The organism is Brevibacterium sp. NPDC056726 (assembly GCF_042790515.1).
Lineage (GTDB): Bacteria > Actinomycetota > Actinomycetes > Actinomycetales > Brevibacteriaceae > Brevibacterium > Brevibacterium sanguinis.
Genome location: NZ_JBHTYZ010000006.1, coordinates 333,983 through 346,502, shown reverse-complemented (window position 1 = coordinate 346,502; position 12,520 = coordinate 333,983). Strand labels below are relative to the sequence as shown.

Below are 12,520 nucleotides of genomic sequence, written 5' to 3'. Positions count from 1 at the left end.
GCAGACTCCCAGACCCCTCTCCAGACATTCCCCACCCAATCGGACGCTGACGTCCGGCCAGTGAAGAACAACGAAAGCAGGAACCGACATGGCTGAGATCATCTCCCCACTCCCCGGTGTCTTCTACCGGAAGCCCGCCCCCGGAAAGGACGACTTCGTCGAGATCGGCGACACCGTCGAAGCGGGACAGACGATCGGAATCGTCGAGATCATGAAGCAATTCACCGAGGTCAAAGCGGAGACCGCCGGTACCGTCGCCTCCTTCAACGTGGAGAACGAGGGCACGGTCAACCCGGGCGACGTCATCGCCGTCATCGACGAGGCCTGAGTCCGCCCGGGTTCCCATCCCGGCCGATCCCGAGAATTCCCATCCACCCAGAGCTGGAGACCCTCTCATGGACCACCTATTCATCGCCAACCGCGGCGAAATCGCGGTGCGCATCATTCGCACCGCCCAGCAACTCGGAATACGCACGACGCTGGCCGTCAGCGAGGCGGACACGGACTCCCTGGCCGCTCAGATGGCCGATGACACCGCACTCGTCGGTCCCGCACCGGCCACCGCTTCCTATCTCAACGGAGAAGCCGTGCTCAAAGCCGCCCGCGACTCCGGTGCCGATGCACTTCATCCCGGCTTCGGCTTCCTCTCCGAGAACGCCGACTTCGCCCAGATGGTCAGCGACGCCGGGATCATCTGGGTCGGACCAGATCCGGAGTCGATTCGCCTGATGGGCAACAAGGCCGCGGCGCGCGCAGCGGCCGTCGACGCCGGCGTCCCCACCCTCGCCGGATCCGATGGCGCGCTCGCCGCCGACGCCGACGTCACGGCGATCGCCGCGGAGATCGGGTATCCGCTCGTGGTCAAGGCATCGGCAGGCGGAGGCGGCCGCGGCATTCGTCGAGTCGAGTCGGCAGAGCAGCTGCCGGCAACGATCGACATCGCCCGGGCAGAGGCCGCCGCGGCATTCGGCGATGACGCTCTGTACATGGAGCGCTTCGTCGACCGCGCCCGACACGTCGAAGTCCAGGTCCTCGGAGACGGGGAGCGGTACATCCACCTGGGTGACCGTGACTGCTCGATGCAGCGACGCCAGCAGAAGGTCATCGAAGAGGCAGAGGCGCCGAGTCTCCCCGACCACGTTCGTGACCTCATCCGCTCATCGTCCGTCGAGTTGGCGCGGCGGTCAGGCTACAAGGGGGCGGGAACCGTCGAGTTCCTCTACGACCCGGCTCGCGAGACCGCCGCCTTCATCGAGATGAACACCCGTCTGCAGGTCGAACACCCCGTCACCGAATTCGTCACGGGCATCGACATCGTCGCCGAACAGCTGCGGATCGCCGAGGGCCGCGGACTGTCGGTCACGCAGGACGAGGTCGCCTTCGACGGGCACGCGATCGAGGTGCGCATCAACGCGGAAGACCCCGCACACAACTTCATGCCGTCGCCGGGGACGATCACCGCACTGCGATGGCCGGACGGGGAGGGAGTGCGGATCGACTCCGGCTTCGTCGAAGGCGGAGTCGTCGCCCCCTTCTACGATTCGATGCTCGCCAAGCTCATCGTTCACGCGCCGGACCGCGACCAGGCCATTGCGAAGATGGAGCGCGCGCTCGACGACACGGAGATCGACGGGGTGAAGACCACGGTGCCCCTGCTGCGCGCGCTCATCGCCCGCGAGGAATTCGCCGCCGTCGACCACTATTCGACCTTTGTGGAATCCGCCGACATCCTTCTGGAGAAGCTATGACCACGACCATTGAACTCGGACCAGCCCGCTACACGTTCGGAGGCGACGAATTCCTCTTCGTCGAGGTGTCGGAGGAGATGAGCCTGCAGGCCAACTTCCGGGCGATGCTCATCGCCCGGGCCCTCTCCGAACGCATCGACGGGGGAGAGCTGCCCGGGATCGTCGAACTCTGCCCCGCCAACGCCTCACTCCTCATCCGGTTCGACCCCGACGTCATCGCCCCGGGCACGCTCGAGGCGGCCGTCAGAGAAGTCGAGGCGTCGGTCATCCATTCCGACACGACGACGCTGGAGACGCGCATCGTCGAAGTCCCCGTCTGGTACTCCGACCCCTTCACCGCCGAGGTGGTCGAGCGTTTCCGTGAGGGCTACCACCAGGACCCGTCCGGCACCGATCTCGACTATGCGGCCGCCGTCAACGGCTTCGCCGGCGCCGACGAGTTCATCCAGGCGCACCACTCCTCGCCGTGGCTGGTCACGATGGTCGGCTTCGTGGCAGGGCTGCCGTTCATGTATCAGCTTGTGGACCGCGACCATCAGCTCGAAGTCCCGAAGTACTTGGCCCCGCGCACCGACACTCCGAAACTGACGATCGGGCACGGAGGGTGCTTCTGCGCCCTCTACTCCGTGCGGGGCGCAGGCGGATACCAGATGTTCGGAGTGGCCGCGGCGCCGATCTTCGAACCCGAGCAGAAGGGCCCTGACTTCGCCGATTTCATGATCTTCTTCAAGCCCGGAGACATCGTGCGCTTCCGTCCCATCGACGAGGCCGAGTACAACGAGATCCAGAAGGAGGTCGACGCGAACACCTATGCCTTCAAGCAGGCTCCGGTCACCTTCGACCTGGAACGGGCATTGGCAGAAGGACCGGCGTACAACGCAGAACTCCTGGAGGCACTGAAGTGAGCGCGACGACACCCTCAGACCGAGCGACCTTCGAGGTCCTCACCCCCGGCCTGTCGACGACAGTTCAGGATCGGGGCCGCTTCGGCTACTACAACGTCGGACTGCCGCAAGGGGGATCACTCGACAACTACTCATCGCAGGCGGCGAATATGCTCGTGGGCAACTCGCCGGACGAAGCGGTCCTCGAATGCACCTACATGGGTGCGAACCTGCGCTTCGACTCGGCCGCCACGATCGCGGTGACCGGCGGCGACATCGATGTGACGGTCAGCGGCGAACCCGCACCGACATGGCAGACGGTGGAGGTTCCCGCCGGGGGCACCGTCGAATTCGGCATGCTGCGCTCCGGGGCTCGCTTCTACATCGCCGTCCACGGTGGTGTCGATGTGCCCGTCGTGCTCGGCTCACGGTCGACCTATCCGCTGGGGCAGATGGGCGGATTCAACGGCCGCAAACTCGAAGCGGGAGATGTGCTGCCGATCGGCGCAGGCAGCGGTGAGGCTCCGAACAGAACCGTCGTCGATGAAGCGGCGAGACCGTCGTTCGCCAAACAGCAGGATGTGCGCATCCTCATGGGCCTCTACGATTTCCGGCTGACGGAGACGGGCAAGCGCAACCTCGTCGAGGGCGAATGGGAGCTGACCCCCGTCGCCGACCGGGCCGGCCTGCGCTACAAGGGCCCCGGAGTGGAGTGGGTCGAGCGCGAGCAGCCCTTCGGCGCGGGTTCCGACCCGTCGAACATCGTCGATGCCGGCTACGCCGTGGGCTCGATCCAGATCCCCGGCGGCACGCAGCCGATCGTCCTTCACCGTGACGCCGTCTCAGGCGGCGGCTATGCGATGGTGGCCACGGTCATCAGCGCGGATATGGATCTCGTCGCCCGGGCCACTCCCGGCACGAAGACACGGTTCGTCGAGGTGACGATGGAGGAGGCGCTTGCCGCGCGCAGAGAGTACAAGGATGCCGTGGCGGCGCTCTGGGAATGAGGCGCTGTGGAAATGACAGAGTCGACGCTTCTGCCACCATGCTCATGCGGAGCCCAATGCGCCTTGCACCCCGGGCATCGCACCCCGGCAGTCGGGTGAGAACGGCCCGCCCGCTCGTGTGACAATGGTGGGCGTGAAGAAGGACAGGCGCCGCCAGCGCGCCCTGCGGGGCACTGCCGCCGCGGTTGCCGCTACCTTCCTCGCGCTCACCTCCCACATCCTCGGCGGCGGGTCGATGCCGACGCTCATGGGCATCGTCGCCCCGCTCGCGCTTTCGATGCTCGTCTGCGTGCTCCTCGCCGGGCGGCGGATGACCCTGGCCCGACTCGTGCCCTCGGTCTTCGTCAGCCAGGGCCTCTTCCACGGTCTCTTCTCCGTCTTCACCCCGATGCACCCGATGGCGATGGGCGCCACCGCCGTCGAACGCCAGGCCATGGACCATGCGGGCATGGACGGCTCGGGGGCGATGGCGGGACAGATGGCCGCCTCGGCGGGACAGATGAGCCAGATGCATTCGCACTTCTCCGTGCCGATGACGATCATGCACTGTGTGGCGGCGATCGCGACGATCGCCCTCATCTACTGGGCCGAGACCCTGCCGGTGCGGCTGCTCGCCTTCGTCCGCCTCGTCGTCCGCGCCCTCGTGCCGGCCCTCGGTGCCGTTCGCGCGCTGCCCGAGCGCCCCCGTCTGGCCGTCCCGGTCAGCGATTTCGTGCCCCCACCGCTGGGCGTGCTGCGCTCACCGGTGCTCAGGCGCGGACCCCCGCTTCCGGCTTTCTGATCACTGACCTCCACGGCTCGGCCGCCCTGCCCGATGCCGTGGCATCGCCGTGCCACGACTGACTCTGTGCCACGGTGCTGCCGCGCGTGCGCCCGGGACCGCCGCCGAGCCGGCGAAGCGCGCTCGAATGCGTCCTTCGCCGACCATTCCACACAGAAAGCTTGACCATGACAGGACTGTCATCACCCCTGCCCGAAAACTCGGGCACCGCCACCCAGCCGCCCACCCGGCGGCCCGTTCCCGACCGCCGGCAGCCGTGGTTCTCCTCGCTCCTGCGCCGCCTGCACTTCTACGCCGGCATCCTCGTCGGCCCCTTCATCCTCATCGCCGCCCTCAGCGGTGCCGTCTACGCGATCAGCCCGCAGATCGAGCGGGTCGTCTACGCCGACGAACTCACCGCTTCGACGGAGGGACCGGCGCTGCCGCTGTCCGACCAGGTCGAATCCGCGAACGCCTACATCGGGGAGGGCCAGACGATCGCCACCGTGCGTCCCGCCCCGGAACCGGGCATGACGACCCGGGTCATGTACGAGGACCCGACGCTCGACTCGAGCGACTACCGGACGATCTTCGTCGACCCGACGACCGCCGAGGTGAAGGGCGACCTTCCCGTGTACGCGGCGTCGAGCACCCTGCCGGTGCGGACGTGGATCTCCCGCCTCCACACCGACCTCCACCTCGGCGACGTCGGGCGGTACTACAGCGAACTCGCCGCCTCGTGGATGGGGATCATCGCCGCCGCGGGCCTGTGCCTGTGGATCGTGCGGGCGCGGAAGGCGAAGAAGATCAGCTCGATGCTCAAGCCCTCCCGCAAGCACAAGGGGCTGCGCCGCACCCTGTCGTGGCACGCCTCGACGGGTGTGTGGATCGCGGTCGGGATGCTCTTCCTCTCCGCCACCGGGATCACGTGGTCGCAGCTCGGCGGCGGGAACGTCGGAGCGCTGCGCGAAGCGCTGAACTGGACGACGCCGTCGGTGTCGACGGAGCTCAGTGAGGACACCGGCACCGAGGCAGACGCCGGTGGCGCTCATGCCGGCCATGGTGCCGCATCCGGGGGCACCGAGGCGGCCCCGGCCGGCACCCCGAGCCCGGCGGACTTCGACATGATCTCGTCGATGGCCGAGAACGCCGGCTTCACGACGTCGTACATCGAGATCGTGCCGCCGGCCGATGCGGACACCGCGTGGCTCGTCGAGCGCTACCAGCACAACTACCCGGACAACACCGGCACGGTGTCCGTCGCCTACGACATGGCGACGATGGCCGAGACCGACCGCGTCGAGTTCTCCGACTACGGGGTGGCGGCGATGCTCACGAGCGTGGCCATCGACCTCCACATGGGGACGCTGTTCGGTCTGCCCAATCAGATCGTCCTCTTCGTCCTCGCCCTCGGCATCGCCTCGATGGTCGTGTGGGGATACACGATGTGGTGGCAGCGCCGACCCAAGCACGACACCTCGCGCCGCTTCGGGATCGCGCCGGCCCGCGGAGCGCTCAAGCAGGCGCCGTGGTGGGGTGTGGCTCTCGTCGTCCTCGCCGCCGTGGGCATCGGACTCTTCCTGCCGCTGGTCGGCCTCAGCCTCGTCGCGTTCCTCGTCCTCGACGTCATCCTCGGACTCCTCGCCCGACGGAAGGCGCGGGCGCAGGCCGGCGCCGGGAAGGAGATGGCACCCGCGTCTCGGAGCTGACCTGAGTACGGAAGCGGACGACCGCCTCGGTGGGGGAATCATCCTTCGCCGAGGCGGTCGGTGCTTTGCGGGGAAACCGAAGGCGTCTTGTGAGAAATCCGTGGTGAGAGGCGCACGCGCAGACGCATTTCCCTGGACAGGGCAGAATCTGTGGATATGCTGGGAGAGAACTCTGACGTGCGGCGCCCGTTTGGACGCCGCACGTCAGCCCAAAGCGGGGAAGGTGCGGGGATGCATCGGGTTCGCTCGTGGGGCTGCCGGAATTCTTCGGGGAACTACGCCCGTCGGAATGCCGAACAGTTCCATTGAACAATGAAAATGTTGCTGAGGCAACAAATGTTGAGAAGAGTTCATCTCCGCCATCATCCTCACCCCACAAGCGGGATTGCTGGTTATCTGCAAGTGGGATTGCCGATTCGTCATCACAGTGCCGTGCCCGAATGTCTGCAGGAGTTGTTATGTTCTCTTCCTCCCATGCCGCTCGAAAGTCGCAGCACCGCGCCTCGCAGCCGGTGTCCTCCACCTCCCTGCCCACGGACGTCGTCCGCGCACGACACAGATCCTCGACCCGGAACCGAGCCGCCGGGTCGGGGGTGGAGCATGACTGAGACGACCCCAGTGAGCACGATCCTCAAGAAGATCGCTCCGATCCAGATCGCCGCCTGGCGCCTCATGCTGGAGAAGCATCAGGACTTCATGGTGCGTTTCGCCGCTGAGTTCCGCGACCGTCATGACCTCACCGTCAACGAGTTCGACGCGCTCATCAACACTCCACCGGACGAGCAGATCCGCCAGCGCGATCTGCTCCAGCTCATGGTGCTCAGTCGCAGTGCGCTCAGCCGGCTGCTCCGCCGCCTCGAAGCCCGTGGCTTCGTCGCGCAGATTCCCGATCCCGAGGACCAGCGCGGGGTGCTCGTCGAACTCACTGAGAAGGGCTTCGCTCTCCGCGACGAGGCGGCGCAGACGAACGCTGAGATCATCCTCGACGGGTTCTCCGGGCTCACCGACGCCGAAGCCGATCAGCTCTTCGCGCTCGTCAGCAAACTCAAACCGCTCAAGCCGCAGGCGACTGCTCCGGAGTGAGCGAGCGCCTCGGCGCCGCCCCCGCGCCAAGCTGAGGCATCGCAGCCGCGCCGCGCTGAGGCATCGCGAGAAGTCCGGCGCCTCAGGAGGCGTCCCCAGCTATTCAGGAGGCGTCGAACGGGCGGTTGCCGTCGCCCATGTCCGGGTCGGGCAGCTTCGACTCGGGGTCGAAGAGTCCGACCTCGAGCCCGTCAAGCGCGAGCCGGCGCATCGCCTCGAGCACCATGCGGCGACCCACGTCGGTGAACGCGTCGACCCGGCTGACGTCGACGACCACGGTGCCCGACGGCGGGGCGGTGCCGTCGAGTTCGTGGAGGACCGCCTCGGCGCCGCTGAAGTTCACGGTGCCCTGGAGGTCGACGGTCGTCGTGTCCCCGTCCGTGCGGATGTCGCGCAGCGCCCGCGACCCCGTCGTCTCGACCTCCATGAGATGGAAGCCCATGTCCTTGGACATCCGGCTGAAGAGCTCGACGCCGCGCACACTGTTGCCGTGCTCGTCGAGCCGCGGGGAGAACGCGCCGAGTCCGACCTGACCGGGCAGCGCGCCGAGGAGGCCGCCGGCGACTCCGCTCTTCGCCGGGATCCCGACATCGCTGAACCACGAGCCCGCCGCGTCGTACATGCCGGCCGCCGCCATCGCCGACAGCGTCTGCCGGGCCACGGGCTTCGAGATCACCCGTTCGCCGGTGACCGGTTGGACTCCTCCGGTGGCCAGGGTCGCGGCCATCGTCGCGATGTCGGAGACCGTGACGAGGATCGAGCACTGCGCCGTGTAGCCCTCGACCGCCTCGTGGGCGTCGTCCTCGATGATTCCGTAGTTGTGGAGCATGTGCGCGATCGAGAGGTTCCGATCGGCGGTCTCGAGCTCCGATTCGTAGATCGTCTCGTCGATGCGCAGCTGCCGGCCGGCCAGAGTCGAGAAGAACGCGAGGGCCCGCTCGACCCGCTGGTCCCGGCTCGCTCCCTCGCCGACGAGGAGGCTGTGGGCGGTGATCGCGCCGGCGTTGATCATCGCGTTCTTCGGCCGGTAGGTGCCCGTCTCCAGGGAGAGCTCGTTGAACGCCTCACCCGAGGGTTCGATGTCGATGCGGCCGTCGACGAAGGTCGTGCCGCGGTCGGTCAGCGCCGCCGCGTAGGCGAAGGGCTTCGACATCGACTGGATGGTGAACTCGACGTCGCTGTCGCCGGCGGCGTACGTGCGCCCCTCGACCGTCGTCAGGGCGACGGCCAGTCGGTCGGGATCGGCCGAGGCGAGTCCGGGGATGTAGTCGGCGACGGCGCCGCGGTCGTCGTCGCGCAGGTCGTCGAGGATCTCGTTGAGGTAGTCGGGAATGGGAGTGCGCATGGGTCTGCCTCTCTGCGATTTCGGCCCGGCGGGCCGCCTCTGGACGCAACCTTACATGTGTGGGATTGTTGAGATCGCAACGACTTCGACGCCCTTCCCGCACCGAGGTGGGACCGATGTGACCCCTGGTGGCACCATAGAGGCAACCTCGGTCGGGTCGACCGCCTCGGCGGGGGAGGATCTGTCGGAACAGGCAGGAGTGGAGGTGTCCATGAGCAACGTCGAGACCCGCCCGGACCAGGTGGTCTGCCGGTCAGGCGGCTTGCCGGGTCCGCAGTGCGATCAGCAGGGCCGGGCTCCTGTCGAGATCATCACTGCCCGCGACGTTCCGCTCGGCGGACCGCGGGCGATGACCGTCCGCCGCACACTGCCGCAGCGGCAGCGCTCCCTCATCGGCCCGTGGTGCTTCGTCGACCATTACGGTCCCGAGGACGTCTCCCGCTCCGGCGGGATGGACGTCGCCCCGCACCCGCACACCGGTCTGCAGACCGTGAGCTGGCTCTTCGAGGGCGCCATCCAGCACATCGACTCCGGCGGCAACGCCGGCCTCGTGCTGCCCGGCGAAGTCAACCTCATGACCGCCGGTCGTGGCATCTGCCACTCCGAGGTCTCGACGGAGGAGACGACGACCCTCCACGGCGTCCAGCTGTGGCTGGCACTGCCCGACTCCTCACGGCACCAGCGGGAACGGGCATTCGAGCACTACGCCCCGCAGGTCAGAGCCGTCGACGGCGGGGAGCTCCTCGTCTTCCTCGGTGAGCTGTGGGGCGAGTCGTCGCCGGTGACGACCCATTCGCCACTCCTCGGCGCGGAGATCCGGCTGAACCCCGGGGCGAGCATCGATCTGCCCGTCAACCCCGATTTCGAGCACGGCCTCCTCGTCGACGACGGCGACGTCGCGCTCGAGAACGTCGCCCTTCCGGTCGCCGCGATCGGCTACACAGGGGTCGGGCTGAATGAGCTGCGCATCGCCAACCGCGGCGAGACACCGGCCCGCCTCCTCCTCCTCGGCGGAGAGCCGTTCACCGAGGAGATCGTCATGTGGTGGAACTTCGTCGGCCGCAGCCATGAGGAGATCGTCGAATACCGGCAGGAGTGGCAGGACCATTCGGACCGCTTCGGCATCGTCGAGGGATACGTCGGTCGCGGCGGGCCCGGTCGCAATGCCGAGGGCCTCGGCAGGCTGCCTGCCCCCGACCTGCCCGAGACCCCGATCCCGGCCCGGAAGAACCCGCCGCCTCAGGTTCAAGGCGGGGAGGACGAGACGTATGAGGAGACACAGTTCTGAGCGGCTGAGCGCCCACCCCGTCCCGATCCCCTGACCACCAACTCCGCACCCCGGCCCAGACCACTCACCCCGCACCACCGACACAAGGAGAAGAACGATGAACGATGCACTCAAGGACTCCACCGGAGAGGACGTCACCGTCGAACTCGACGAGGCGGGTCTCGCCTACGACATCAAGGTCGCTGACGGGGAGGTCGCCGGTCGGGCGCACTACCTCGTGGGAGCGAAGGACCCCAACGAGCGGATCTTCTATCACACGACCGTCGATTCGAAGTTCGGCGGCCGCGGAATCTCGAAGATCCTCGTCAACGAGGCGCTCAAGGACGCCCGGGAGAAGGGCGAGACCGTCGTCGCGATCTGCCCGCTCTTCGTCAAGAAGCTGCAGGAGTCCGGCGATGAGTACATCGCCGAGGGCGGCAAGATCCGCAACCCCACGGGCGCGGACTTCGATCAGGTCAAGCAAGAGGCCTGAGCGCAGCGGAATGCACGCGAACAGACCCTTCATCGACAAGGCCAATCCCGAGATCTACAAGGCCGCCGTCGCCGCCGCGCAGGCGACCCGGAAGGCGGCGGTGGCCGCGGGTCTCGACGTCGCTCTCATCGAGCTCGTCAACTCCCGCGTGTCGCAGATGAACAGGTGCCACACGTGCCTGAGCATCCACGTGCCCGCTGCGCGGAAGGCCGGGGTCGACCAGCTCAAACTCGACATCCTCTCCGCGTGGCGGCATGCGGAGATCTTCAGCGATGTCGAGCGGTCGGCCCTCCTCCTCGCGGAATCGCTGACGGATCTGTCCGTCCCGGTCGACCATGAAGCGGTCGCCGCCGAGGTGGGGCAGCACCTGAGCACGGAGCAGATCTCAGCGATCGAATGGGTCGTCACGCTCATCAACGCGTTCAACCGCATCTCGATCGCGAGCAACCATCCCACCGTCGGGGGCAAGCAGCTCGCGGCGATGCTCGCCGCCGGGGGCGGAGCGCCGCCGAGCTCCGGCGGGACGAAGGCCGCAGACGACTGACTTGCGCAGGGCTATACGCGAACGGCTGACGCGCCCAGCCAGTGAGACCGTCGGGGCACCGGCGGTCGCCTCCGGGCACACTGATGGTCGCACCTCGGCGCACTGCCGACCGAGCTGCGACTGATCTGCGCCGACCTGAGGAAAGTCACGAGACAATGCCAGCTGAACCGACACCGCCGTCGACCACCGAGCCCGCGACCGCCTCGGCGCCGGTGAACCTCACCGCACGCCTGCGGCTCATCGGACCGGGGATCGTGCTCGCGCTCGCGAGCGTCGGGGCCTCGGACATGATCACGACGATGAACTCGGGGGCCCAGTACGGTCTCGCGCTCATCTGGGTCTTCACGGTCGGGATCGCTCTGAAGTTCGTCCTCTCCGAGGCGGTGTCGCGGTTGCAGATGAGCGGTGACCGGTCGTTGCTCTCCCACCTCACCCGGTTCGGGGGACGACTGTTCCCCGCGCTTTTCCTCATCGCCGAACTCCTCGTCGGACTCTTCTTCGGCGCCGGCGTCGTCGCCGTGAGCGCGAACATCCTCCAGGCGATCTTCCCCGTCCTGCCGTTCTGGCCGACGGCGATCGTCGTCCTCCTCTCCGCGGCGATCCTCGTCGGGATCGGCCGCTACGGCATCGTCGAGAAGGCGATGATGGGCTTCGGGATCATCATGTTCTTCGGGATCATCGCCCTCGCGTTCTCCGTCTTCCAAGGTCAGGGTGCCCAGGAGATCGCTGCGGAGACGATCGTGCCGGTCTTCCCGCAGACCTCGATCATCACGGTGATGTCGCTCATCGGCGGGGTCGGCGGGGCGACGGGGATCCTCGCGTACTCGTTCTGGATCCGGGAGAAGTCGTGGCGCAGCGCCGACTGGAAGCCCGTCGTCCGCCTCGACCTGCTCATCAGCTACGGTCTCGTGTTCGTCTTCGCCGTCGCGATGAGCGCGGTGGGAGCGTTCATCCTCTACGGTCAGGGCTTCACGATCGCCGACAACGACGCCCTCTTCGCCATCGCCGACAGTCTCATCGCCTCGATCGGCGACGTCGGGCGGCTGATCTTCCTGCTCAGCTTCCTCGCCGTCGTCTACACGAGCGTGCTCGGCGGGTTCTCCGGCATCGCCTACGTCACCGCCGACTGCATCCGCGTGCTCCGCCGCTACCCGCACCAGGACGAGGCGCGGTTCGAGATGTCGGCGACGTCGATCGAGTTCCGCGTCGTCCTCGTCTACCTCAGCGTCGCGACGCTCGTCATCATGGGCCTCGGCAGGCCCGTCACCCTCGTCCTCGTCTACGCCGCGATCAGCGCGTTCATCCTCCCCGTGCTCGCGCTAGCCCTCCTCGTCATCCTCAACCGCTCGTCGGTGCCGGTCTCCCTGCGCAACAGCTGGTGGTCGAACGTGCTGCTGGCCGTGTGCCTCGGCCTCTTCGGGTTCCTCGCCGTCCTCCAGGTCATCGAGTCGGTGTCCGGGCTCGTGGGGTAGGGCGGTGCGTGGTCGGTTCGCAGGCTGACCGCGCCGAGGCGGGGCACCGTCCCGTCATCCGCCGAGGTGGTGTACTCAAACTGTATTTTTTACTGGGAGTTCCGGCGTGAATCGTGAATAAGCCCAGTGTTCGAGCACCGAAAGTGGAAAGCGCCTCGATACTGAAAGCATACTGCGAATATAAGGTATACAAGATAGTTACTCGGCA

The 12,520-nt window shown here is 67.2% G+C and carries 12 protein-coding genes; 11 read left to right on the top strand and 1 reads right to left on the bottom strand.

All coding sequences use genetic code 11. The annotated features are described in order from the left end of the window. Positions 1-88 precede the first annotated feature (88 nt). The 7 genes from ACFQ91_RS14610 (at position 89) to ACFQ91_RS14580 (ending at position 7,191) form a co-directional block, all read left to right on the top strand. The gene (locus ACFQ91_RS14610; protein ID WP_198500267.1) at positions 89-328 is read left to right on the top strand and encodes an acetyl-CoA carboxylase; all 240 of its coding nucleotides are present in this window, start codon (positions 89-91) and stop codon (positions 326-328) included. Between the two features lie 67 nt (positions 329-395). Further along, positions 396-1,748: an acetyl/propionyl/methylcrotonyl-CoA carboxylase subunit alpha gene (locus tag ACFQ91_RS14605; RefSeq protein ID WP_198500268.1), complete on the top strand. Its 1,353-nt coding sequence runs from the start codon at positions 396-398 to the stop codon at positions 1,746-1,748. Next, positions 1,745-2,653: an allophanate hydrolase subunit 1 gene (locus ACFQ91_RS14600; protein ID WP_198500269.1), complete on the top strand. Its 909-nt coding sequence runs from the start codon at positions 1,745-1,747 to the stop codon at positions 2,651-2,653. Before ACFQ91_RS14605 ends, ACFQ91_RS14600 begins: the two co-directional genes overlap by 4 nt. Next, positions 2,650-3,639: a biotin-dependent carboxyltransferase family protein gene (locus ACFQ91_RS14595; protein WP_198500270.1), complete on the top strand. Its 990-nt coding sequence runs from the start codon at positions 2,650-2,652 to the stop codon at positions 3,637-3,639. The genes ACFQ91_RS14600 and ACFQ91_RS14595 overlap by 4 nt, the downstream gene beginning before the upstream one ends. A 124-nt stretch (positions 3,640-3,763) precedes the next feature. Next, positions 3,764-4,420, top strand: a complete 657-nt coding sequence (locus tag ACFQ91_RS14590; RefSeq protein ID WP_232623804.1) for a hypothetical protein — start codon at positions 3,764-3,766, stop codon at positions 4,418-4,420. 167 nt (positions 4,421-4,587) lie between these two features. Continuing rightward, positions 4,588-6,108 carry a PepSY domain-containing protein gene (locus ACFQ91_RS14585; RefSeq protein ID WP_198500271.1) on the top strand — a complete coding sequence of 507 codons (1,521 nt, stop codon included), beginning with the start codon at positions 4,588-4,590 and terminating at the stop codon, positions 6,106-6,108. A 600-nt stretch (positions 6,109-6,708) separates the two neighbouring features. After that, entirely contained in the window at positions 6,709-7,191 is a 483-nt protein-coding gene (locus ACFQ91_RS14580) for a MarR family winged helix-turn-helix transcriptional regulator (RefSeq protein ID WP_198500272.1), read from the top strand. A gap of 103 nt (positions 7,192-7,294) precedes the next feature. Here ACFQ91_RS14580 and ACFQ91_RS14575 read toward each other — a convergent pair whose 3' ends face one another. After that, positions 7,295-8,536: a glutaminase gene (locus tag ACFQ91_RS14575; RefSeq protein WP_198500273.1), complete on the bottom strand. Its 1,242-nt coding sequence runs from the start codon at positions 8,534-8,536 to the stop codon at positions 7,295-7,297. Positions 8,537-8,747: 211 nt separating this feature from the next. Between ACFQ91_RS14575 and ACFQ91_RS14570 the strand changes: the two genes are divergently transcribed. From ACFQ91_RS14570 to ACFQ91_RS14555, 4 genes are all read left to right on the top strand, one after another. Further along, complete coding sequence (locus tag ACFQ91_RS14570; protein ID WP_198500274.1) at positions 8,748-9,824, top strand: pirin family protein; 1,077 nt, start codon at positions 8,748-8,750, stop codon at positions 9,822-9,824. Positions 9,825-9,921: 97 nt separating this feature from the next. Further along, positions 9,922-10,296: a GNAT family N-acetyltransferase gene (locus ACFQ91_RS14565; RefSeq protein ID WP_198500275.1), complete on the top strand. Its 375-nt coding sequence runs from the start codon at positions 9,922-9,924 to the stop codon at positions 10,294-10,296. A gap of 10 nt (positions 10,297-10,306) precedes the next feature. Then, positions 10,307-10,840, top strand: a complete 534-nt coding sequence (locus ACFQ91_RS14560; protein WP_198500276.1) for a carboxymuconolactone decarboxylase family protein — start codon at positions 10,307-10,309, stop codon at positions 10,838-10,840. A gap of 155 nt (positions 10,841-10,995) precedes the next feature. Next, complete coding sequence (locus tag ACFQ91_RS14555; RefSeq protein ID WP_198500277.1) at positions 10,996-12,312, top strand: Nramp family divalent metal transporter; 1,317 nt, start codon at positions 10,996-10,998, stop codon at positions 12,310-12,312. The last annotated feature ends 208 nt before the right edge of the window (positions 12,313-12,520 follow it).

Bases quoted from the DNA above. Each gene is read 5' to 3' on its own strand.
- ACFQ91_RS14610 (WP_198500267.1), top strand. From the start codon at position 89: ATGGCTGAGATCATCTCCCCACTCCCCGGTGTCTTCTACCGGAAGCCC.
- ACFQ91_RS14605 (WP_198500268.1), top strand. From the start codon at position 396: ATGGACCACCTATTCATCGCCAACCGCGGCGAAATCGCGGTGCGCATC.
- ACFQ91_RS14600 (WP_198500269.1), top strand. From the start codon at position 1,745: ATGACCACGACCATTGAACTCGGACCAGCCCGCTACACGTTCGGAGGC.
- ACFQ91_RS14590 (WP_232623804.1), top strand. From the start codon at position 3,764: ATGGTGGGCGTGAAGAAGGACAGGCGCCGCCAGCGCGCCCTGCGGGGC.
- ACFQ91_RS14585 (WP_198500271.1), top strand. From the start codon at position 4,588: ATGACAGGACTGTCATCACCCCTGCCCGAAAACTCGGGCACCGCCACC.
- ACFQ91_RS14580 (WP_198500272.1), top strand. From the start codon at position 6,709: ATGACTGAGACGACCCCAGTGAGCACGATCCTCAAGAAGATCGCTCCG.
- ACFQ91_RS14575 (WP_198500273.1), bottom strand. From the start codon at position 8,536: ATGCGCACTCCCATTCCCGACTACCTCAACGAGATCCTCGACGACCTG.
- ACFQ91_RS14570 (WP_198500274.1), top strand. From the start codon at position 8,748: ATGAGCAACGTCGAGACCCGCCCGGACCAGGTGGTCTGCCGGTCAGGC.
- ACFQ91_RS14565 (WP_198500275.1), top strand. From the start codon at position 9,922: ATGAACGATGCACTCAAGGACTCCACCGGAGAGGACGTCACCGTCGAA.
- ACFQ91_RS14560 (WP_198500276.1), top strand. From the start codon at position 10,307: ATGCACGCGAACAGACCCTTCATCGACAAGGCCAATCCCGAGATCTAC.
- ACFQ91_RS14555 (WP_198500277.1), top strand. From the start codon at position 10,996: ATGCCAGCTGAACCGACACCGCCGTCGACCACCGAGCCCGCGACCGCC.